The sequence below is a fragment of the Cupriavidus sp. IK-TO18 genome (genome assembly GCF_015549295.1).
Lineage (GTDB): Bacteria > Pseudomonadota > Gammaproteobacteria > Burkholderiales > Burkholderiaceae > Cupriavidus > Cupriavidus oxalaticus_A.
This window is the reverse complement of the sequence record NZ_JADGMP010000036.1, coordinates 1-21,057: the sequence shown is the minus strand read 5'-3', so window position 1 is coordinate 21,057 and position 21,057 is coordinate 1. Positions and strand designations below refer to the sequence as shown.

Annotated in this window: 15 protein-coding genes; 9 read left to right on the top strand and 6 right to left on the bottom strand. The window is 69.5% G+C overall.

The genetic code is table 11. The features are described 5' to 3' along the window. The first annotated feature begins 14 nt into the window (after positions 1–14). The 4 genes from IPF36_RS28570 (at position 15) to IPF36_RS28555 (ending at position 9,456) form a co-directional block, all read left to right on the top strand. Positions 15–386, top strand: coding sequence for a PleD family two-component system response regulator (locus tag IPF36_RS28570; RefSeq protein WP_029045760.1), 372 nt, complete (start codon positions 15–17; stop codon positions 384–386). A 52-nt stretch (positions 387–438) separates the two neighbouring features. Next, a complete protein-coding gene (locus tag IPF36_RS28565; RefSeq protein WP_135704730.1) occupies positions 439–999 on the top strand; it encodes a chemotaxis protein CheW in 561 nt (186 codons plus the stop codon). 104 nt (positions 1,000–1,103) lie between these two features. Then, positions 1,104–3,344: a methyl-accepting chemotaxis protein gene (locus IPF36_RS28560; RefSeq protein WP_195431652.1), complete on the top strand. Its 2,241-nt coding sequence runs from the start codon at positions 1,104–1,106 to the stop codon at positions 3,342–3,344. A gap of 139 nt (positions 3,345–3,483) precedes the next feature. Beyond that, the gene (locus IPF36_RS28555; protein ID WP_195431650.1) at positions 3,484–9,456 is read left to right on the top strand and encodes an Hpt domain-containing protein; all 5,973 of its coding nucleotides are present in this window, start codon (positions 3,484–3,486) and stop codon (positions 9,454–9,456) included. Positions 9,457–9,620: 164 nt separating this feature from the next. Here IPF36_RS28555 and IPF36_RS28550 read toward each other — a convergent pair whose 3' ends face one another. From IPF36_RS28550 to IPF36_RS28530, 5 genes are all read right to left on the bottom strand, one after another. Further along, positions 9,621–10,439: a hypothetical protein gene (locus IPF36_RS28550; protein WP_135704735.1), complete on the bottom strand. Its 819-nt coding sequence runs from the start codon at positions 10,437–10,439 to the stop codon at positions 9,621–9,623. A 249-nt stretch (positions 10,440–10,688) separates the two neighbouring features. Beyond that, positions 10,689–11,996: an MFS transporter gene (locus IPF36_RS28545; RefSeq protein WP_133093971.1), complete on the bottom strand. Its 1,308-nt coding sequence runs from the start codon at positions 11,994–11,996 to the stop codon at positions 10,689–10,691. A gap of 78 nt (positions 11,997–12,074) precedes the next feature. Then, positions 12,075–12,833: an SDR family oxidoreductase gene (locus tag IPF36_RS28540; protein ID WP_133093972.1), complete on the bottom strand. Its 759-nt coding sequence runs from the start codon at positions 12,831–12,833 to the stop codon at positions 12,075–12,077. 63 nt (positions 12,834–12,896) lie between these two features. Further along, entirely contained in the window at positions 12,897–13,139 is a 243-nt protein-coding gene (locus IPF36_RS28535) for a hypothetical protein (RefSeq protein ID WP_133093973.1), read from the bottom strand. Beyond that, positions 13,132–14,568: an aldehyde dehydrogenase family protein gene (locus IPF36_RS28530; protein ID WP_135704737.1), complete on the bottom strand. Its 1,437-nt coding sequence runs from the start codon at positions 14,566–14,568 to the stop codon at positions 13,132–13,134. Before IPF36_RS28530 ends, IPF36_RS28535 begins: the two co-directional genes overlap by 8 nt. Positions 14,569–14,770: 202 nt before the next feature. Here IPF36_RS28530 and ppa point away from each other — a divergent pair, with 202 nt between their 5' ends. Next, positions 14,771–15,298, top strand: coding sequence for an inorganic diphosphatase (gene ppa / locus IPF36_RS28525; protein WP_029045751.1), 528 nt, complete (start codon positions 14,771–14,773; stop codon positions 15,296–15,298). A gap of 159 nt (positions 15,299–15,457) precedes the next feature. Beyond that, entirely contained in the window at positions 15,458–16,012 is a 555-nt protein-coding gene (locus tag IPF36_RS28520; RefSeq protein WP_195431768.1) for a cytochrome b, read from the top strand. Positions 16,013–16,025: 13 nt separating this feature from the next. Here the strand turns inward: IPF36_RS28520 and IPF36_RS28515 are convergent, their stop codons facing one another. Further along, a complete protein-coding gene (locus IPF36_RS28515; protein ID WP_135704739.1) occupies positions 16,026–17,267 on the bottom strand; it encodes a GNAT family N-acetyltransferase in 1,242 nt (413 codons plus the stop codon). Between the two features lie 205 nt (positions 17,268–17,472). Here IPF36_RS28515 and IPF36_RS28510 point away from each other — a divergent pair, with 205 nt between their 5' ends. The 3 genes from IPF36_RS28510 to glnK all read left to right on the top strand — a co-directional run bounded on the left by IPF36_RS28510 (position 17,473) and on the right by glnK (position 20,958). Continuing rightward, a complete protein-coding gene (locus tag IPF36_RS28510) occupies positions 17,473–19,521 on the top strand; it encodes an NAD(+) synthase (protein WP_195431649.1) in 2,049 nt (682 codons plus the stop codon). A gap of 158 nt (positions 19,522–19,679) precedes the next feature. After that, positions 19,680–20,378: a hypothetical protein gene (locus IPF36_RS28505; RefSeq protein WP_195431648.1), complete on the top strand. Its 699-nt coding sequence runs from the start codon at positions 19,680–19,682 to the stop codon at positions 20,376–20,378. A gap of 241 nt (positions 20,379–20,619) precedes the next feature. Then, positions 20,620–20,958 carry a P-II family nitrogen regulator gene (gene glnK, locus IPF36_RS28500; RefSeq protein WP_006162803.1) on the top strand — a complete coding sequence of 113 codons (339 nt, stop codon included), beginning with the start codon at positions 20,620–20,622 and terminating at the stop codon, positions 20,956–20,958. The last annotated feature ends 99 nt before the right edge of the window (positions 20,959–21,057 follow it).

Genomic DNA, 21,057 nt, shown 5'->3' with positions numbered 1-21,057 from the left:
CCGAAGGAAACCTCATGACTGCCATCAACAAGATCCTGATCGTCGACGACTCTCCGACCGAAGCGCTGTTCATGTCCGACCTGCTCGGCAAGCGCGGCTTCAAGGTCTCGGTCGCCGGCAACAGCGACCAGGCCTTCGCGCGCCTGGAATCGGAAAGCTTCGACCTGATCCTCATGGACGTGGTGATGCCCGGCCAGAACGGCTACCAGGCGACCCGCGCGATCAAGCGCGACGACCGCTTCAAGGACATCCCCGTGATCATGTGCACCAGCAAGGGCCTGGACACCGACCGCATCTGGGGCATGCGCCAGGGCGCGTCGGACTACATCGTCAAGCCGGTCGACGGCGAGGAACTGCTGGGCAAGATCGCCGCGCTGGCGCACTGAGCCGCCAGCGCCGGCCGTACGGGATGCCACCACCAGTACCGGGGACCGCCACATGAACGCGCCACGCCAAGACCTACGCGCCCGCCACACCCGCCTGCAGGACTACCAGGCCATGCTGGCCCGGCGCCTGCGCGAGGCGCGCACCCTGCCCGCCGCAGACAGCTACCTGGCGCTGCAGATCGGCGCGCGCCACTGGCTGCTGCCGCTGGCGGAGACCGGCGAGGTGCTCGACATGCGCCCGCCCAGCCGCGTGCCGCTGACGCAGCCGTGGTACAGCGGCCTGGTCAATGCGCGCGGCAGCCTGCTTGGCGTGATCGATTTCAGCCTGTTCTGCGGCGGCGCGCCCACGCCGGTGCAGCCCGGCAGCAAGCTGGTGGTGCTGTCGCGCCAGGTGGAGCGCGCCTGCGCGATCCTGGCCACGCGCGTGGCCGGCTTGCGCCATGCCACGGAACTGGGGCTGCCGCACGAGGAGGCGGCGCAGGGACTGGATGAGGTGCCGGCCTGGGAGGGCCAGCGCTTTGCCGACCGCGACGGGCGCGACTGGCAGGTGCTCAACGTGCGCGCGCTGCTGGACGCGCCGGCGTTCCTGCAGGTGGGCCGCAGCGCGGCCTGAGGCGCGCAGCGCCGCGAGCAGGCAAGAAACAAGCGCTGGCCCCGGCCTGGCGCACCCGGCACGAGCCGCCGGGCACAACAACGAATAGAACGGAAGAGGGTGCCATGGGTTTCAAGAAATTCAGCCTGGGCCGGCGTACGCCGGCAGCCGACGCCGCCGCCGCCCTTGGCGGCGGGCCGGACATGGCCTATGCCGGCGGCCGGGAAGCCGCGCCCGCGGAACCTGCATCTGCCACACCTGCCGCGTCGGCCGCACCCGCCGGGCTTGGCGCCACGCCGCTGGAGCACGTGTCGGCGTGGATGGGCCGCATGCCGTTCTCGTCGCAGCAGCGGGTGCTGACCGTGGGCGTGGTGGTGTCGCTGGTGGCGCTGCTGGGCTCGGTGTACCTGGATAACCGCATCGCCAACAATGCCGCGGCGCAGATCGAGATCGCCGGCGACATGCTGATGCACTCGCAGCGCCTGGGCAAGGCGGTGCCGGTGGCGCTGCTGGGCAATGCGCAGGCCTTTACGCAGCTGCGCGAGTCCAAGGAGACGCTGGCGAAGGACCTGAAGGCGCTGCAGGACGGCAGCGACGAGAAACACGTGCGCGCCACCACGGGCGATGCCGCGCCGCTGCTGGAAACCGCGATGACGTCGTGGAAGCGCTCGGAGAAGAGCGCGGCCGACGTGCTGGCCCAGCGGCCTGTGCTGACAACGATCGGCCAGACCCTGCAGGTCTTCAACGCGTCGAACCCCGAACTGCTGGAAGCCGCCGAGCAGGTGGCCGCGATCAAGCTGCAGTCCGGCGCCAATGCGCGCGAGGTGGCGGCGTCCGCGCAGCTGGTGATGCTGACGCAGCGCCTGGGCAAGAACCTGAACGAGTTCCTGGCCGGCGAAGGCGTCAACCCCGAGACCGCGTTCCTGCTCGGCAAGGACACCAACACCTTCCGCGAGACGCTCGACGGCCTGATGAACGGCAGCGAAGCGCTGCGCCTGAATGCCGCCACCGACGAAGAGACGCGCGGCTACCTGAAGCAGCTGTCGCAGCGTTTCGACGCGGTGCAGAAGACCACCCAGACCATTCTGCAGAACCTGCCCGGCCTGATCGCCGCCAAGCGCGCGCAGCAGCAGATCTTCAACGACAACGAGGCGCTGCGCGGCGAGCTGTCGGCCTTGCAGCGCGCCTATGCGGAGTCGGCGCGCATGCGCCCGGTGACGCTGGGCGCGACCGTGGTGTCGGCGTTGCTGACGCTGCTGTGCCTGGTCGGCCTGGCCGCGCTGTACCTGCGCGATTCGCGCATGCGCGCCCTCGAAGCCGAGGCGCGCGAACGCGAGGCCGAAGCGCGCCGCCTCGATGAAAAGCGCAACAACGACAACACCCAGAAGGCCATTCTGCAACTGATGAACGAGCTGCAGGATATCGCCGACGGCGACCTGACGCGGCAGGCCACGGTGACCGAGGACATCACCGGTGCCATCGCCGACTCGGTCAACTACACCGTGGAAGAACTGCGCGAGCTGGTCGGCCGGGTGCAGCAGACCGCGGGCGAGGTGACGCAGGCGTCGGGGCAGGTGCAGGCCACCTCGACCCAGCTGCTGTCGACCACCGAGGAGCAGTCGCGCCAGATCCGCCAGACCGGCGAATCGGTGGTGGAGATGGCCGACCGCATCACGCAGGTGTCGCGCGGCGCGGCCGAGTCGGCCAATGTGGCGCGCGCCTCGCTGACCGCGGCCGAGCAGGGCCAGCAGGCGGTGCAGAACGCCATCTCCGGCATGAACGACATCCGCGAGCAGATTCAGGAAACCTCCAAGCGGATCAAGCGCCTGGGCGAATCGTCGCAGGAGATCGGTGAAATCGTCGAGCTGATTTCCGACATTACCGAGCAGACCAACGTGCTGGCACTGAACGCCGCCATCCAGGCCGCCTCGGCCGGCGAAGCCGGGCGCGGCTTCTCGGTGGTGGCCGAGGAAGTGCAGCGGCTGGCCGAACGCTCCGGCGAGGCCACCAAGCAGATCGGCGCGCTGATCCGCACCATTCAGACCGATACCCAGGACGCCGTGCACGCCATGGAGCGCAGCACGCAGGGCGTGGTCGAAGGCGCGCGCCTGTCGGACAACGCCGGCGCGGCGCTGGTCGAGATCGGCCGCGTGTCGCGCCAGCTGGCGGAGCTGATCGAGCAGATCTCGCAGTCCACCTCGCACGAGGCCGACCTTGCCACCACGGTGGCGCGCCATATCGAACGCATCCTGCAGGTTACCGAGCAGACCACCAGCGGCACGCGCCAGACCGCGCAATCCGTGCGCCAGCTGACGCTGCTGTCCGAGGAACTGCGCAACTCGGTGTCGCGCTTCAAGATCGCCTGAGTGGCCGGATGACGCCTGCGACTGCTTCCGCGCAGCGCGGCAACTGCCGCCACGCCTGCCAACAAGCCAACCCAGCGCCTGCCTGCCGCCGCGGCGGGCCGCCCGCGGCCGCCCTGGCGGCGCCGCACTGGAAGCCGTCATGTCCATGAATTTTCCCCTCCCGAGCGAAGCGGCCGATGCCAACGCATCGCTGCCGGCGCCCGCCATGCCCGAACCGGAAGCGGCGCCGCTGCCCGCATCGGCCACCACTGCCGCGCCGGCCGACGCCGGCGGCGCGGCGCGCGACCTGTCCGGGTTGGCGTGGCTCGCGCCGAGCCTGCGCGGCGCGCTCGAAGACGCGGCCGCGGAGCTGGGCCACTACGTCGATGAAATCCGCCAGGCGCCCGAGGCGCTGGGCGCGCGCGATACCACCTCGCTGCGGCTCGCCGGCCAGCACCTGCACCAGGCGGCCGGGGCGGTGCATATCGTCGGACTGCGCGGCACCGATCCGTACTGCCAGGCGCTGCGGCGCCTGCTCGAGGCCATCGATGCCGGCCAGCTTGCCGCCGATGCGCAGGCGCTGGCGGTGTTCCGCGCCGGCGTGCAGGCACTGGCCGAATATGTCGACGACCTGATGGCCGGCGACGACGAGGCCCCGCTGCGGCTGTTCCAGCCCTACGCCGGCGTGCTGGCGCAACTGCGCGAGGAGCGCGTGCATCCGGCCGACCTGTGGCTCGACGAGCTGCAGATGCTGCCCGGCATGCTGCTGCCGGCGCGCAGCCCCGCCGCCATCACGCGCGCGCGCCAGCAGTTCGAGGCCACGCTGCTGAAGGCCATGCGCCTGCCCGCCGCGTGCCAGGACCCGGCCCTGCTGCGCGAGGCCTGGCTGCCACTGCATGCGGCGCTGGATGAAGTGCGCGCCAACGAGCAGGAGCCGCGCCGCGCCGCCGACCACCCGGACCGCGACGTGTGGCATGTGCTGGGGCTGGTGTTCCGCGCGCTTGCATATGGACTGCTGCCGTCCGACCTGCTGGCCAAGCGCTTTGCCGGGCGTGCCAACCTGCTGCTGCGCCAGTACCAGCAAGGGCATGTGCGCGTGCCGCAGGCGCTGCTGAACGATGCCGTGTTCCTGCTGGTGTGCACGGGGCTGGCGAAAACGGCTGCCGCAGACGCGGTCCAGGCCGATGGCGCGGCTGCCGCGCGCAGCGTCATCGCCCGTACGCTGGCGGCCTTCCGGCTCGACGCCGCGCACGCGGTGGCCGATGCCGACTTCCGGCTGCGCTACTACGGCTGGCTCGACCCGATCGATACGCGCAACCTGCAGCAGGCCGCCGCGGGGCTGGAGCAGGCCGCTGCCGGCGACCAGGCCGGCTGGGAAACCGCGCTGGCGGCGCTCGCCGAAGCCGCGCAGCCGCTGGGACAGCCGCCGCTGCAGCGCTGCCTGTCGCAGGCGGCGGTGTCGGCCGCGGGGCCCGACTGGGAGCGTAGCCGTGCCGCAGCGCTGGGCGCCACCGGCATCGCGTTGTTCCTGGCGCGTGCGCTCGCCTTGCCGTGGCGCGTGCACGGACAATCCGCCCATCCCGCCGCGGCGCGCTTTGCCGCGCAGTGCGAGGCACTGGCCGACTGCCTGCACCAGTCGCTGTCGGATCCCGCCGTGGGCGCGCCGGCGTGGCTGGCCAGCATGGTCGACGATGCGCGCGCGCAGGCGCTGCGCGGCGAGGCCGTGGCGCAGCTGCGCGCGCACCTCGACAGCGGCGAATCGTGGCTGGACAGCTATGACCGCAACGCCGCGCGTGCCGACGGCGCCGGCCACCTGCGCGATGCGCGCCAGGCGTTCGCGGCGCTGGGCAACACGCTGGAGCGGCTGCAGGCGTCGCCGGCGCTACCGGCCGCGCTGACCGGCGACGCGGGCAGGGCCATGGCTGCGGTGCAGGCTGTCAATGAGCGGCTGGCCGCGGTTGGCGATGCCTCCCACGCTTCCGATGCCGCCTTGCGCACCGAACTGCTCGCCGCCGTGGCGGCAGAGCTGGGCACCGTCCATGCCTTTGCCGATGCGCTTGAATTCGGCCGCGCCCGCCGTCAAGACATCCCCGCCGAAGTCGCAGCCGCCGATGACGGGCGCGCTTTCCAGCATCCGCTCGCTGCCGCGCGCGACGCCGCGGCCGAAGCGCTGCACGCCGGCCCCATGCCCGACGCACCGCAGGTGCAGCGGCTGCGTGCCGCGCTGCAGGCACTGGCAGACCAGGCCGCGATCGACGACAATGCGCCGCTGCGGCGCCGCGCCGCCGATGCCACCACCCAATGCAATGCCTGGCTGGCTGGCAGCGACGATGCCGCCGGCCGCCTGATGCTGGCGCTGGCAGATGCCGCGGGCGAACCCGAACCCGCGCCCCTGCCTGCCGCTGCCGCAGAGCCGGCCCTGCCCGCCGCCGGCGACAGCGCGGCGGTCGATGCCGAGCTGCTCGACATCTTCCTGAACGAAGCCGACGAGGTACTGGGCGGTATTGCCGGCGACCTCAACGCAGGTGTCGATGCCTTGGGCGATGCCGACACGCTCAGCCGCGTGCGGCGCGCCTTCCATACGCTCAAGGGCTCGAGCCGCATGGTCGGGCTGCATCGCTACGGCGAAGCCGCCTGGGCGGTGGAGCAGGTGATGAACCTGTGGATCGCCGAGGCGCGCGCGCCGGCGCCGGCGCTGCTGTCGCTGCTGCGCCGCGCGCACGCCGAGCTCTCGGTGTGGGTGGCACAGCTGCACCGCGATGCAGCTGCGGCGCACGACATCGCGCCGCTGGTGGCGACCGCCGAGGCGGTGCGCGACGGCGGCCTGGCGACGGCCGACGAGGCGGTGCCAGCCGAGCCCTCCATCCCCGAAGGAGCTCCGCGCGCAGCGTCCGCGGACGACAGCCAGCCGGGCGCGGCGGCACCGCAGGACACGCCCGCCGACGACGACAACGTCATTCCGTTCCGCCTGGCCGGCGGCTTGTCCAGCGACGAGGACAACTACAAGGTCATCGGCCCGGTGCGCATCGGCCTGGCGCTCTACAACGTCTACCTGCAAGAGGCCGACGACCTGCTGCGCCAGTTCGCCACCGATGTCTCCGAATGGCGCCACGAGGACCATCCGTGCCCGAGCGAACTGGCGCTGCGCGTGGCGCACACGCTGCAGGGCAGTGCCTCGACCGTGGGGCTGGAGCCGGTGCGCGAGATCGCCGAAGCGCTGGAAGGACTGCTGCTGCAGCTGGGCTCGCACCCGGTGGCGATGCATCCGGGCGACTTCCGCCTGCTGGAGCAGGCGGTTGAACGGCTGCGCGGCATGCTGCACCAGTTTGCCGCCGGCGTGTGGCCGCAAGCCGACGCCGGCCTGCGCCGCAGCCTGGTGGAATTCGGCGAACGCGCCTTGCTGCGCCCGCGCGTGGCCGTGCCCGCAGCGTCCGCGCCGGTGGATGACATGGCGCAGCTTTATGGCCAGCCGCCGCACGGGGACGACGAAGTGCCGCTGGTGGCTGAGCCCGCGCCTGCGCCGGCCCAGCCCGCGCCGCCTGCGCAGCATGATGCCGTGGTGATCGCGCTGCCGACTTCGCACCGGCCGCCGGTCGCGGTGGCGGCCGGCGACGCTGCGGCCCGCGCGTCTGACGCCGCGCCTGACCCGGCGCTGGTCCAGATATTCCTCGAGGAAGCCCAGGGCACGCTGCCCGAACTCGGCAAGCTGGTGCGCACCTGGGAAGCGGCGCCGGCGGACACGCGCCACGGCGGACTGGTGCTGCGCGCGTTGCATACGCTCAAGGGCAGTGCGCGCATGGCGGGCGCGATGGCGCTGGGCCAGGCCGCGCACGAGATGGAGACGCTGCTCGATGCCAGCCTGCGCGCGCAGGCCGGGCAGGGCGCCGGGCCGCAGCTGTTCGCGCGCCTCTACGCCTGGTACGACCGCATCCTCGCGCACGCCGAAGCGCTGCAGGCCGGACGCCTGCTGCCCGTCGACGACCCCGATGTGATCAACGGCCTCAGCGTGTCGCCGCAGGATGAGGCGGAACCCGCTGCCGAAGCGCACCCTGAAGCGGCCCTGGATCCTGCCGCCGACGTTGCCGGTGCGGGCTCCATGCTGCCGGTCATGCCCGGGCCCGCGGACGTGATGGTGCCGATGCCGCCCACCGGGCCCACGCCGGCCGCCGAGCCGCAGCGTGCGCTGGTGCGCGTGCAGGCGCGCGCGCTCGATACGCTGATCAACGAGGCGGGTGAAGTCGGCGCGACGCGCGCGCGGCTCGACAGCGAACTCGACGCGATGCGCACCTACCTGGGCGAACTCAACGACAACGTGGCGCGCCTGCGCGGCCAGTTGCGCGAGATCGAGATCCAGGCCGAATCGCAGATGGCGTCGCGCATCGCCGACGCGCAGCACAAGCAGGAGTTCGACCCGCTCGAGTTCGACCGCTTCACCCGCTTCCAGGAACTGACGCGGATGATGGCCGAATCGGTCAACGACGTGGCCACCGTCGAGCAGAACCTGCAGCGCGGCTTCGACCGCGCCGCCGGCGACCTGGCCGCACAGGCGCGGCTGACGCGCGGGCTGCAGCGCAGCCTGATGCAGGCGCGCATGGTGCAGTTCGACGCGCTGGCCGAGCGCCTGTACCGCGTGGCGCGCCAGGCCGCCGCGGAGACCGGCAAGGAAGTGCGGCTGCTGATCAAGGGCGGCACGGTGGAGATCGACCGCTCCGTGCTGGACCGCATGGCCGGCCCGATCGAACACCTGATCCGCAACGCGGTGGTGCACGGGATCGAGCCCGCGCCGCAACGCCGCGCCGCCGCCAAGCCCGCCACGGGCGCGCTGACGCTCGAGGTGCAGCAGGAAGGCAACGAAGTGGTGCTGCACTTCGTCGACGACGGCAACGGGCTGGACCTGGCGCGCATCCGTGCGCGCGCGGTCGAGCGCCGCCTGCTCGCGCCGGACGACGACGCCGGCGAGGCACGCCTGACCGAGATGATCTTCACCCCCGGCTTTTCCACGGCGGACACGGTTTCCGAGCTGGCCGGGCGCGGCGTCGGCATGGACGTGGTGCGCGCCGAGACCGTGGCGCTGGGCGGCCGCATCACGCTGGCCTCGAAGGCCGGGCAGGGCACCACCTTCACCGTGCACCTGCCGCTGACCACGGCCATCACGCAGGTGCTGGTGTTCTCGCTGGGCGCGCGGCGCTATGCCGTACCCAGCGGCATGATCGACCAGGTGCAGCAGCTGCGCGCGCCGGCGCTGGTGGAGGCCTACAACCAGGGACGCTTCGCCGTGGCCGGCGCCGAGGTGCCGTTCTTCTATTTCGGCGCGCTGCTGGAAGAGGGCAACGGCGTGGCAGCCGGCCGCAAGTACTCGCCGGTGGTGCTGGTGCGCAGCGGCGCCGAACGTGTCGCCGTGCACGTGGACGAGGTGGTCGGCAACCGCGAAGTGGTGGTCAAGCACATCGGGCCGCAGCTGGCGCGGCTGGAAGGCATTGCCGGCGCGACCACGCTCGGCGACGGCGAGATCGTGCTGATCTACAACCCGGTGGTGCTGGCGCAGCGGCTGCTGCGCGAGCGCGGCCAGCCCGCGCCGCAGCAGGTGGTTCCCGCGGAGTCCGCGCCGGAGTTGGCGCCGCAGTTGGCGCAACCGGTGGCCGGGCCGCTGGGCGCGGTCGCCGAACTGGCCGGCGACGGCAGCGCCGCGCCGGTGCGGGGCCTGGCGCTGCAGCCCACGGTGATGGTGGTTGACGATTCGCTGACCGTGCGCAAGGCGACCCAGCGTCTGCTCGGCCGCGCCGGCTACCAGGTGGTGCTGGCGCGCGACGGCGTGGATGCGCTCAAGCAGCTGCAGGACGTGATGCCGGATGCGATGCTGGTGGACATCGAGATGCCGAACATGGACGGCTTTGACCTGACCCGTAACGTGCGGTCCGACTCGCGTACCGCGCACATGCCGCTGGTGATGATCACCTCGCGCACGGCGGACAAGCATCGCCGCTATGCGGAGGAGATCGGCGTCAACGTCTACCTCGGCAAGCCGTATAACGAAGACCACCTGCTGGCCACGCTGCAGCGCCTGCTGGGCGCGCGCGCTGCGGGGACGGCGGCATCGGTGGCGCAGATGCTGGGCGAGGGGCCGCCCGCCTGAGTGTTTGCTCCCTTCTCCCGCTTGCGGGAGAGGGAGACCACCGTCAGTTTGCGTAAGGCATTCGGCAAAAAGCATCCCGCCAAAAGAAAAAGCGCGGCATCGCAAGACGCCGCGCTGTTCCTCTCCTCCAACAACGCCGCGTCGCGGCGCTGCCACCCTGAAACCTACCAGCGCATCTGGTTGTTGCGCCCGCCGGTGCTCACCGTGGCCGTCTTGGTACGGCCCTGGTAAGTCGCCCGCACGCTGTACGTGCCGCTCGGCGCCCTCAGCAGGCAGCGCGGCCCGTCGGCGACAAAGCTCGCCACTTCCTTGTTGCCGCGCATCAGCTTCACGTCGACATCGGACAGGTACTCGCCGCGATCGCCCTGGGTAAACAGCAGGCTCATGTTGAAGTTGCGTGCCAGCCGTTGCAGCGCGACCTGCTCGTCCTCGGCGACGCCGCCGCAGATATAGGTCACCGGTCCCGCGGTACGCTGCACCATGGCGTCCCGTGGCGGCGGAGGCGGCGGCGTGGTCAGCGGCGGGCGTGGCTGGGCCGCGGTCGGCGGCGGAGCGGGCACGGCAGGTGCGGCGCCGCCCGGTGCCGGTGCCGGCGAGGCCGTTGGCGGCGGGGCTGCAGTACCCGGTGCCGGTGCCGGCGGCGCAGGCTGGGCCACTGGCGGCGGCATGGTGGTGGGCTGCTGCGTCGCGGGCGGGCTCACGCCCGGCGTTGGCGCGATGGCACCAGCCGGGGCAGGGGCGGTCGCTGCCGGAGCAGCCGGTGCCGGAGCAGTAGCTGCCGGAGCTGGCGCAGGCGTGGCGGATGCGGGCGCGGCTTCGACCACGGGTGCCTGGGCATGGCTGGCCGCCGGGACAAGGGCCAGCAGCGCGACCACGCCGGCGCTTAGCGCGATCACAAGGCGCTTGACGCGAGTGCGGCGTGCGAGCCGCGCTTCGACGCGCTTCAGTGACTGGGTAGGGGCAAACGGGGGCAGGTGCGGCATCGTGGCCTCCTTGGCAATCTTAAGGATTCACATGCCCGGAGGACCCCGTGTGGATCACTCCGGGTGTCTTCCTTTCCATGCTAGGGCGCAAGCCGGGACCACACTGCCGGGTGTGGTCCTACATCGGCGTCAGCGGATGGCGCATTGTCGCCGCACGAGCGCCGCGCCAGGCACTTGCGCAGATCCCATGAAAAAACGGCGCTTTCCTTGCCGGAAAGCGCCGTTGCAGGCTACCCGCGACGCGCTTGCTTACCTGCGGCTCACCAGCCGGGCCGGGACCGACAGCGTCAGCGCCGCGCCTACCACCAGGCACGCGGCCAGCAGGTACATGCCGGAGTCCGTGCTCCTGGTCAGGTCCTTGAGCCAGCCCACCGCATACGGGCTGAGAAAGCCGGCGAGGTTGCCCAGCGAGTTGATCAGCGCAATGCCCGCGGCCGCGCCGGTGCCGGCCAGGAACGACGTGGGCAGGCTCCAGAACAGCGGCAACGTGGTCAGGATGCCGATGGTGGCCAGCGTCAGCGCGAACATGGCCAGCGTGGTATCGGTGGCCCAATGCACCGACAGCAGCAGGCCGAACGCGCCGAGCAGCGCCGGGATTGCGATATGCCAGCGCCGTTCGCCGCTGCGGTCGGCGCTGTGCGCCACCAGCACCATGCCGATCACCGCGCAGCCATACGGGATCGCGGTCAGCAGGCCGATGTCGAGCGCGCTCTTCACGCCGGTCTGCTTGATGATGGTCGGCAGCCAGAAGCTGACGCCGTACAGGCCCATGACGAAGCAGAAGTAGATCGCGCTCATCAGCCAGACGCGCGGGCTGAACATCACGGTGCGGATCGGCGGGTCTTCCTTGTGCGCGTCTTCAGCGGCGATGTTGCGCTCGAGCAGCGCCTTTTCCTCGCCTGTCAGCCACTTGGCGTGCGCGATGCGGTCATCCAGGTAGGCCAGCACCCACAGCCCCACCAGGATCGACGGCACGCCTTCCAGCAGGAACATCCACTGCCAGCCCGACCAGCCGTTGTGGCCGTCGAACGACTGCATGATCCACCCCGACAGCGGGCCGCCGATCACGCCCGACAGCGCGATCGCGGTCATGAAGAAGGTGGTGGTGCGCCCGCGCCGGTTGGCCGGGTACCAGTAGGTCAGGTACAGGATGATGCCGGGGAAGAAGCCGGCCTCGGCAATGCCAAGCAGGAAGCGCAGCACGTAGAACATGGTCGGCGTGGTGACGAACATCATCGCCGCCGAGATCGCGCCCCAGGTGATCATGATGCGCGCGATCCAGATGCGCGCGCCCACCTTGTGCAGGATCACGTTGCTGGGCACTTCGAACAGGAAGTAGCCGATAAAGAAGATGCCTGCGCCCAGCCCGTAGATCGTCTCGCTGAATTTCAGGTCGTTGAGCATCTGCAGCTTGGCGAAGCCGACGTTGACCCGGTCCAGGTAGGCCACCACGTAGCACAGCAGCAGGAAAGGCACCAGGCGCCAGCTCACCTTGCGGTAGGTGGCATCTTCAAAGGCGGCGTCGCCGACGCCGGGGGTTACTGCGGTCGTTGTCATGCCGTCTCCTGAGGATGTTTGCGTTCTTGCGACGCGGTACAGCGGTGTTACGACAAGGAAATGCCGGTGAAGCAGGGCTCAGACGCAGCGCCCGCCGTCGACTTCGATGCAGGTGCCGGTGATGAAGGCGGCTTCGTCGGAAGCCAGGTAGAGGCAGGCATTGGCCACGTCCTGCGGCGTCGACATGCGCCCCATCGGGATGGTGGCGAGGAACTTCGCGCGGTTCTCGGGCGTGTCGGGCATGCCCATGAATTCTTCAAGCAGCGCGGTGGCGCCGATCACCGGGTTGACGCAGTTGACGCGGATATTGTCCTTGCCCAGCTCGGCCGCCATGGCCTTGCTGGCGGTGATGACCGCGCCCTTGCTGCCGTTGTACCAGACCAGCCCAGGCCGCGGGCGGATGCCGGCGGTGGAGGCGATATTGACGAACACGCCGCCGCCGCGCTGGCGGAAGTGCGGGATGAAGGCGCGCGCCGACCAGTAGATGCTTTTGACGTTGACCGCATAGACGCGGTCGAACTCATCCTCGGTGACGTCGAGGATGGGCTTGTTGCGATGGGTGGTGCCGGCGTTGTTGACGACGATATGCACGTCGCCGAAGGCGGCCAGCGCGGCCTCGCGCATGGCCTCGGTATCGTCGCCGCGCGAGACGTCGGCGCGCACCGCGCGCGCCTGGCCGCCGGCCTCGCGGATCGCCGCGGCCACGCGCTCGGCGCCGTCTTCGCGCAGGTCGGCCACCAGCACGCTGGCGCCCTCGCGGGCGAAGGTATGGGCGATGCCTTCGCCGAAGCCGGAACCGCCGCCGGTGACGATCGCTACCTTGTTGGCCAGTCTCATCGCTTGTCTCCTTGTGTTGTGATTTTCGGTGATCGGTGCGGGGAATCGTTCAGTGCGGCGATATCAATGCGAAAACGGCCCCCGCCCGCGCAACGCATTCGCGACCATCATCACCGCCAGCAAAAACGGCAGCGCCACATACAGGCACCAGTGCACGCGGTCGCCCACCACATCGCCCCACTTGCGCTTGAACACCTGCAGCCGCGGCATGCCGGAGGGATTGGTGGCGCGCTTGTTCCGCACGTGCCACGCCATCCAGAAAAAGAAGATGGCAAATGCGACGGAAAGGAAGTTGATGTTACCCATGTTGGATGGCGATGGTTTTCAGTGTGGTGAATCCGTACAGCGCCTCGAAGCCCTTTTCGCGGCCGTAGCCGGACTGGCCGCTGCCGCCGAAGGGCAGCTCAACGCCGCCGCCGGCACCGTAGTTGTTGATAAAGACCTGGCCCGCGCGCAGCTTGTGCGCCAGGCGCAGCTGGCGTCCGCCGTCGCGGGTCCAGACGCCGGCGACCAGGCCGTAGGGCGTGCCGTTGGCCAGCGCGATGGCTTCGGCCTCGGTGTCGAAGGGCATGGCCGCCAGCAGCGGGCCGAACACTTCTTCCTGTGCCAGCCGATGCGCGGGCGGCACATCGCGGAACAGCATCGGCACCTGGTAGTAGCCGGCCTCGGGCGCCTCGGCCACGATCTGGCCCTGCGCCATCACCGCCACGCCGGCGTGCTGCGCGTCGGAGACGAAGTCCCACACGCGCTGCTGCTGCTTGCGGCTGATCAGCGGGCCGCATTCGAGGTCGAGTTCGGCCGGGCCCACGCGCAGCGACTCGAACACCGAGGCAATGCGGTCGAGCAGCGCGTTATAGACCGGGCGCTCCACCAGCAGGCGGCTGCCGGCCGAGCAGGTCTGGCCGGCGTTCTGCACGATGCCGTTGACCACCACCGGCACCAGCGCATCGATGTCGGCATCGGCAAACACGATCTGCGGCGACTTGCCGCCCAGTTCCAGCGTGACCGGCACGTGGTTCTCGGCGGCCAGCTGCGACACCAGCTTGCCGGTCTGCGGCGAGCCGGTGAACGAGATGTGGTGGATGCCGGGATGGCGCGCCAGCGCGGCGCCGGCTTCGTGGCCGTAGCCGGTGATGATATTGAGTGCGCCTTCGGGCAGGCCGGCCTCGGCGGCGATCTCGGCCACGCGCAGCAGCGACAGGCAGGCGTCCTCGGCCGGCTTGACCACGCAGGCATTGCCGGCAGCCAGCGCCGCGCCCACGCTGCGGCCGAAGATCTGCAGCGGGTAGTTCCACGGGATGATGTGGCCGGTCACGCCGTGCGGCTCGCGCACCGTCAGCACGGTGTAGCCGGGGTTGTAGGGGATGGTCTGGCCGTGCAGCTTGTCGACCGCGCCGGCGTAGAACTCGAAGTAGCGCGCCACCGCGCGGGCGTCCGCGCGGGCCTGGCGCAGCGGCTTGCCGGTATCGCGCGCTTCCAGCGCGGCCAGTTCCTCTTCATGCGCGATCAGCGCCACGGCGACGCGGTTGAGCAGGCGCACGCGCTCGGCCGGGGCCATCTGGCCCCAGGCGCCCTCGGCGGCCTGGCGCGCGGCGTGGACCGCAACGTTGACGTCGGTGGCGTTGCCGCGGGCGATCTCGGCGAAGGGCTCGCCGTTGGACGGGTCGAACACCTTGATGCGCAGGCCGTTGTCCGGCGCGATCAGGCGGTTGGCAACAAAGTGCTGGGCATGCATGGGTGGCTCCGGGGCAGCACGAAGGCTGCGGCTATTCAGTGTCGGCTGAAGAATGCGCCATTATCGCGCACGCGGGCGTCGCTGCAACGCGTTGCAGCGGGCAGGGAAGTCAGAACGGGCCTGGCTTGTCAGCAACCGGTCAGGCGCGAGCCGTTATAATGCCCGCCATCCGACAACACAGCGCAGGCATCTGGAGAACCGCATGAGCTTCAACCTCGTCACCCCGGGCAAGGACATCCCCAACGATTTCAACGTCATCATCGAGATCTCGGCCCAGAGCGATCCGGTGAAGTACGAGGCAGACAAGGAAACCGGCCTGCTGTTCGTGGACCGCTTCATCGGCACCGGCATGCGCTATCCGGCCAACTACGGCTACATTCCGCAGACCCTGTCGGGCGACGGCGACCCGGTGGACGTGCTGGTGCTGTCCCCGTTCCCGATCCTGGCCGGCGCCGTGGTGCGCTGCCGTGCACTCGGCATGCTGAAGATGACCGACGAGTCGGGCGTGGACGCCAAGCTGGTCGCCGTGCCGGTGGACAAGCTGTCGCCCGCCACCGCCTACATGAAGGGCCTGTCGGACGTGCCGCAAAACCTGCTGGACCAGATCAAGCACTTCTTTGAGCACTACAAGGCACTGGAAGCCGGCAAGTGGGTCAAGGTCGAAGGCTGGGCCGGCATCGAGGAAGCCCACAAGGAAATCACCGACGGCGTGGCCAACTACAAGAAGTAAGCTGAACCGTCGCTGAAGAAACCCCGCCGCGGCGGGGTTTTTTGTTGCCCGTCGCTTGATGGCGGTTAGGACTCGTCCGTGCCGCTTGCGCTACGCTCGGTCCGTGTCAACCAGGAAGGAGAACCCACCATGAACCGCGCTACTCAGGGCATCAAGCCGATGCAGGGCCTGCCGGAAGTGTTGTCGCCATCGCGCCGCTATGACCGGCTCGCGGTGTGCTTCCATTGGGCGGTGTTCGTGCTGGTGGCGCTGGCGTATGCGGCCATCGAACTGAAGGGCAACTTCGACAAGGGCACGCCGGCGCGCGTGCTGGCCATGGACATCCATGAATGGGCCGGGGCGCTGGTGCTGGTTCTGGCGGTGCCGCGGCTGCTGTGGCGGCTGGTGCGCGGCGCACCGGCGCCGGAACCCGGCCCGCGCTGGATGCATCTGGCGGGAGAAGCCATGCACTGGGTGCTGTACCTGTTCATCCTGGCGCAGCCGCTGCTGGGACTGCTGGCGATGAATGCCGGCGGGCACCTGCTGGCGCTGCCTTCGCTGGGGATCGAAGTGCCCGCGCTGGTGGCGGCGGACCCCGCGCTGAAGGACACGGTCAAGGCCGTCCACGAAACGCTGGGGACCGCGTTCTACCTCGTCATCGGGCTGCATGCGATGGCTTCGCTGTTCCACCACTACATGCTGGGCGACAACACGCTGCGGCGCATGTGGCGCTGAGCGCCACGGCGGCTCAGGAACGGGCAAAGGGATTGCGTTCGCCCAGTTCGTCCAGGTAAGCGTCGATGCCGTGGCGCTCGCGCGCGAGGAAGCGCTCCACGGCATCGGCAAAGTCGGGATGCGCCAGCCAGTGCGCCGAGCGCGTCGCCACCGGCAGGAAGCCGCGCGCCATCTTGTGCTCGCCCTGCGCGCCGCCTTCGAAGGTGCGGATGCCGTGGGCGATGCAGAACTCCAGCGGCTGGTAGTACGCGGTCTCGAAGTGCAGGCAGGGGTGGTATTCGAGCGCGCCCCAGTAGCGGCCGTACAGCGTGCTGACCTGCGGCGCATCGTCGTACACCAGCAGCGACGAGGCGATCGGCTGGCCCGCGCGCTCGGCCACCACCAGCAGCAGGTGCTGCGGCATCGCCGCGCCGATGCGCCGGAAGAAGTCCAGGTTCAGGTAGGGCGTGGAATGGTGCTCGCGATAGGTCTGGCGGTAGCAGCGGTTGAAGAAGCGCCAGGCCTCTTCATCGATCTCGTGGCCGCGCAGGTGGCGGAAGGTGATGCCGGCCTGCGCCACCTGGCGCCGTTCGGCGCGGATGTTCTTGCGCTTCTTCTGTGACAGCGTGGCGAGGAAGTCGTCGAAACTGGCGTAGGGCTTGCTGCCACCTTCGCCGCCATTGGTCCAGTGGAACTGCACGCCGTGCCGCATCAGCATGCCGGCCTGCTGCATCAGCCCGGCTTCGGCCTCGTCGGGAAAAAGAACATGCAGCGACGACATGCCGCTTTCCGCCGCCAGCGCGAGCGCCACCTCCAGCAGCAGCCGGCGGGCCTGCGCATCTTCAGCGAGCAGCCGCGCGCCGCGCACCGGCGTGAACGGTATCGCCGACAGCCACTTGGGGTAGTACTCGATGTTGTGGCGGGCATACGCATCGGCCCAGGCCCAGTCGAACACGTACTCGCCGTACGAATGCGCCTTGGCATAGAGCGGCATTGCCGCGGCCAGCCGGTCGCCCGCCCACAACGTCAGGAAGCGCGGATGCCAGCCGGTCTCGGCGCATGCGCTGCCGCTGGCATGCAACGCATGCAGGAAAGCGTGGCGCAGGAACGGCGTGGGTTCGGGCTGGCGCGCCAGCAGCGCGTCCCAGGCGGCCGGGTCGATCTCGGCCAGGTCGGAGACGATGCGCGTCTGGTAGTCCGAAATGTCCGCTTGGTGGACCTTCTGGTCGTCTGCGCGGCTGCCTGTGGCCGCCGTGTCGCCGGAATCCGACTGCATGGGCTGTAGCTGAAGGGGTGGAGACGGGATTGCCGCGCGCGACGGCGCATGGCGCGGCTCGAGTCTACCGGAAACGGCGTGCAGGCGCTGCGGCAAGGCACGGGCGGCGCGCCCCCGGGTAGCGACGTAGAATGGCGGATATGCGTCACCCCCAGGTTCAGGCGCGGATGACCCGCCCCATGCCTGCCATACCCCAGGGCCCGAAATGAAGACTCCGTTTTTCAACCTCTATTCCCACGGCTTTGCCCGCGTGGCGGTCGGCGTGCCGGTCTGCCGCGTGGCCGATCCGGCTTTCAATGCGCGCGAGACGCTGGCGCTGGCCACGCAGGCTGCGCAGCGCGGCGCGGTGCTGGCCGCGTTCCCCGAGCTGGGCCTGTCGGCCTACACCTGCGACGACCTGTTCCACCAGCGCACGCTGCTCGATGCGTGCGAGGCGGCGCTCGGCACCATCGTCGAAGCTTCGCGCAAGCTGCCGCTGGCGATGGTGGTGGGCATGCCGCTGCGCGTGCAGCACCAGCTGTTCAACTGCGCCGTGGTGGTGGCCGCGGGCCGTGTGCAGGGCGTGGTGCCAAAGTCGTTCCTGCCCAACTACTGGGAATTCTATGAAGGGCGCCAGTTCAGCGCGGCCGACTGCGCCACGGTCGACAGCGTGCGGCTGCTGGGCCAGGACGTGCCGTTCGGCGCCGGGCTGCTGTTCGATATCGAAGGGCTGCCGTTCTTCCGCTTCCATGCCGAGATCTGCGAAGACGTGTGGGTGCCGGTGCCGCCGTCGTCGTTCGCCGCGATGGCGGGCGCAACCGTGCTGGTGAACCTGTCGGCATCGAATATCGTGATCGGCAAATCGGGCTACCGGCACCAGCTGGTGTCGCAGCAGTCGGCGCGCTGCCTGGCGGCGTACCTGTACACCTCGGCCGGCAAGGGCGAGTCGTCCACCGACCTGGCCTGGGACGGGCAGGCATTGATCTACGAGAACGGCGAAATGCTGGCCGAATCCGAGCGTTTCTCCGACGACTCGCACCTGCTGTTCGCCGACGTCGATGTCGAGCGCCTGTCGCGCGAACGCATGCACCAGGTCACCTTCGGCCATTCGGTGCGCCGGCACAAGGCCGAGGTGGAAGCGTTCCGCGTGGTCACCTTCGCGCTCGACCTGCCGCGCGAGAAGTCGCTGCCGCTGGCACGCAACGTGGCGCGCTTCCCGTATGTGCCGGCCGATCCGCGCCAGCGCGACGAGCGCTGCATGGAGGTCTACAACATCCAGGTGCAGGCGCTGGTGCAGCGGCTGTCGGCCAGCAAGATCAGCAAGGTGGTGATCGGCGTCTCGGGCGGGCTGGATTCGACGCACGCGCTGCTGGTCTGCGCCAAGGCAATGGACCGGCTGGGACTGCCGCGCGCCAATATACTCGCCTACACCATGCCCGGCTTCGCCACCAGCGACCGCACGCTGGACCAGGCGCGCAAGCTGATGCAGGTGGTGGGCTGCAGCGCCACCGAGATCGATATCCGTCCCAGCTGCCTGGCCATGCTGAAGGACCTGGGCCATCCGTACGCCGCCGGCGAGAAGGTCTATGACGTGACCTTCGAGAACGTGCAGGCCGGCGAGCGCACCAACCACCTGTTCCGGCTGGCCAATTTCCAGGGCGCGATCGTGATCGGCACCGGCGACCTGAGCGAGCTGGCGCTGGGCTGGTGCACCTATGGCGTGGGCGACCACATGTCCCACTACAACGTCAACGCCAGCGTGCCCAAGACGCTGATCTCGCACCTGGTGCGCTGGGTCGCCGAAACCGGCCAGATCGGCGAGGGTGGGGCGGACGTGCTGCTGGCAGTGCTCGATACCGACATCAGCCCCGAGCTGGTGCCCGGCGACAGCAACCATGGCCCGGAGCAGAAGACCGAAAGCACCATCGGGCCGTACGAGCTGCAGGACTTCAACCTCTACTACACGCTGCGCTTCGGCTTCACGCCGTCCAAGATCGCCTTCCTGGCCCAGCACGCCTGGGGCGACCGCGAGCGCGGCGTGTGGCCGTACGGGCCCGAGGTGGCGCGCAACCAGTACGGGCTAGCAGAGATCAAGCGCAACCTCGCGATCTTTCTCGACCGCTTCTTCCGCACCAGCCAGTTCAAGCGGTCCTGCATCCCGAACGCGCCCAAGGTGGGGTCGGGCGGTTCGCTGTCGCCGCGCGGCGACTGGCGCGCGCCGAGCGATTCGGAGTCGGCGGTGTGGCTGGCGGACCTGGAGAAGGTGCCGGACTGATGCCCCAGTGTCGCTGAGCAGTGAAATGGCCAGCACTGTGCGGGCCATTTTCCTGCGGGAGCGCCGTCAGGCGGCAAGCGCTCGCCGCCACTGGCCACGCAGCGCCGGATTTCCTGCCTAGACTGCGCGCCGTTTGCATTCGAAGCAGAGGAAATCAGATGAAGCCAACTTTGACGAAGCGGGCCAGGGTTCCCGCCCTGCTGCTGTTGTGCTGCGTGGGTCTCGCGGCCTGCATCCAGGCGCCGATCCGGCGCCACGAAGGCGAGCCGCTGCTGCGGCACCGCCAGGGCGGCGCACGGGAACACGTCGGCGGCGTCGACATCTGGATGCGGGGCGAGCCGCCGCGACCATACGAGGTGCTGGCCTACACCACCGTGGAAACCGCGGAGGGGTGGATCGGCGAGCGCTTCCTGCTGAAGCGGGTTGCCTCCCGGGTGCGCGAAGCCGGCGGCGACGCTGCGCTGATAGGTGACCAGCGCAGCCGGCTGGTGGCGTTGCAGCGCGCGGGCAGGCATACCGAGCTGGCGGATTTGCACGCCAGGCCGGGCAACCGGATGCGTACCAGTTCGAGATCATCGCGCCGGCGCCTGGGATGCTCACTGCCTCCAGCGGCATGCGCATCGAACCGGACGCGACGCTGGAGACCGCCAGTGACGACATCGACACGCTGCTGGTGGCGGGCGGCCCCACGCTATGGAAGCAGGCGCCGGATGAAGGTTCGCGCCATCCCCTCAAGCGCGTGGCTGCCCTGGCCGGCTTGGCGATCCCAACAACCTGCGGCGCGCCTTTTTGCGTCGTGTCGGAGTGGCGCCTTCGGACTATCGGCGCCGCTTCCTCAGCACGGCGTGACCGGGTGATTTGCACAGGGTTTGCACAGGCTCTGCACAGGATTTCCCGGGGGCTGTCCACAGGGTTGTCCACAGGCACAAGCGGCATCGCGCGGCCCTGCGATGCGCGCTGTCGAACGTTCCGGCCGCGCCCGGCGCGGGATTGCGGGGAATGCATGGCGCCAATGGCTGTTAAAATGCCAGCCGGAGAGCGCCGCGTCCGCGGTGGTGCGCCGCCAGGCGCGTGAACAAACATAACCAGGGGCCAGTCATGAAGCAGATTACCGCCATCATCAAACCGTTCAAGCTCGACGAGGTGCGTGAGGCACTGGCTGACGTCGGCGTGACCGGGCTGACGGTGACCGAGGTGAAGGGATTTGGCCGCCAGAAAGGGCATACCGAGCTCTACCGAGGCGCCGAATACGTCGTCGACTTCCTCCCCAAGATCAAGATCGAGGTGGTGGTGGCCGAGAACCAGCTGGACACCGTACTTGACGCCATCGTCAAGGCCGCGCATACCGGCAAGATCGGCGACGGCAAGATCTTCGTGACCGAGATCGAACGCGTGATCCGCATTCGTACCGGCGAGCAGGACGAAGCCGCGGTCTGATAGCGCCGGCTGCAAATGCGAGAAAGCCGCCCAACCGGGCTAATGCCGTTCAGTTAAGGTCCTTTCTGAGGAACCGGACGGTGTAGCGCTTAGGCAGGG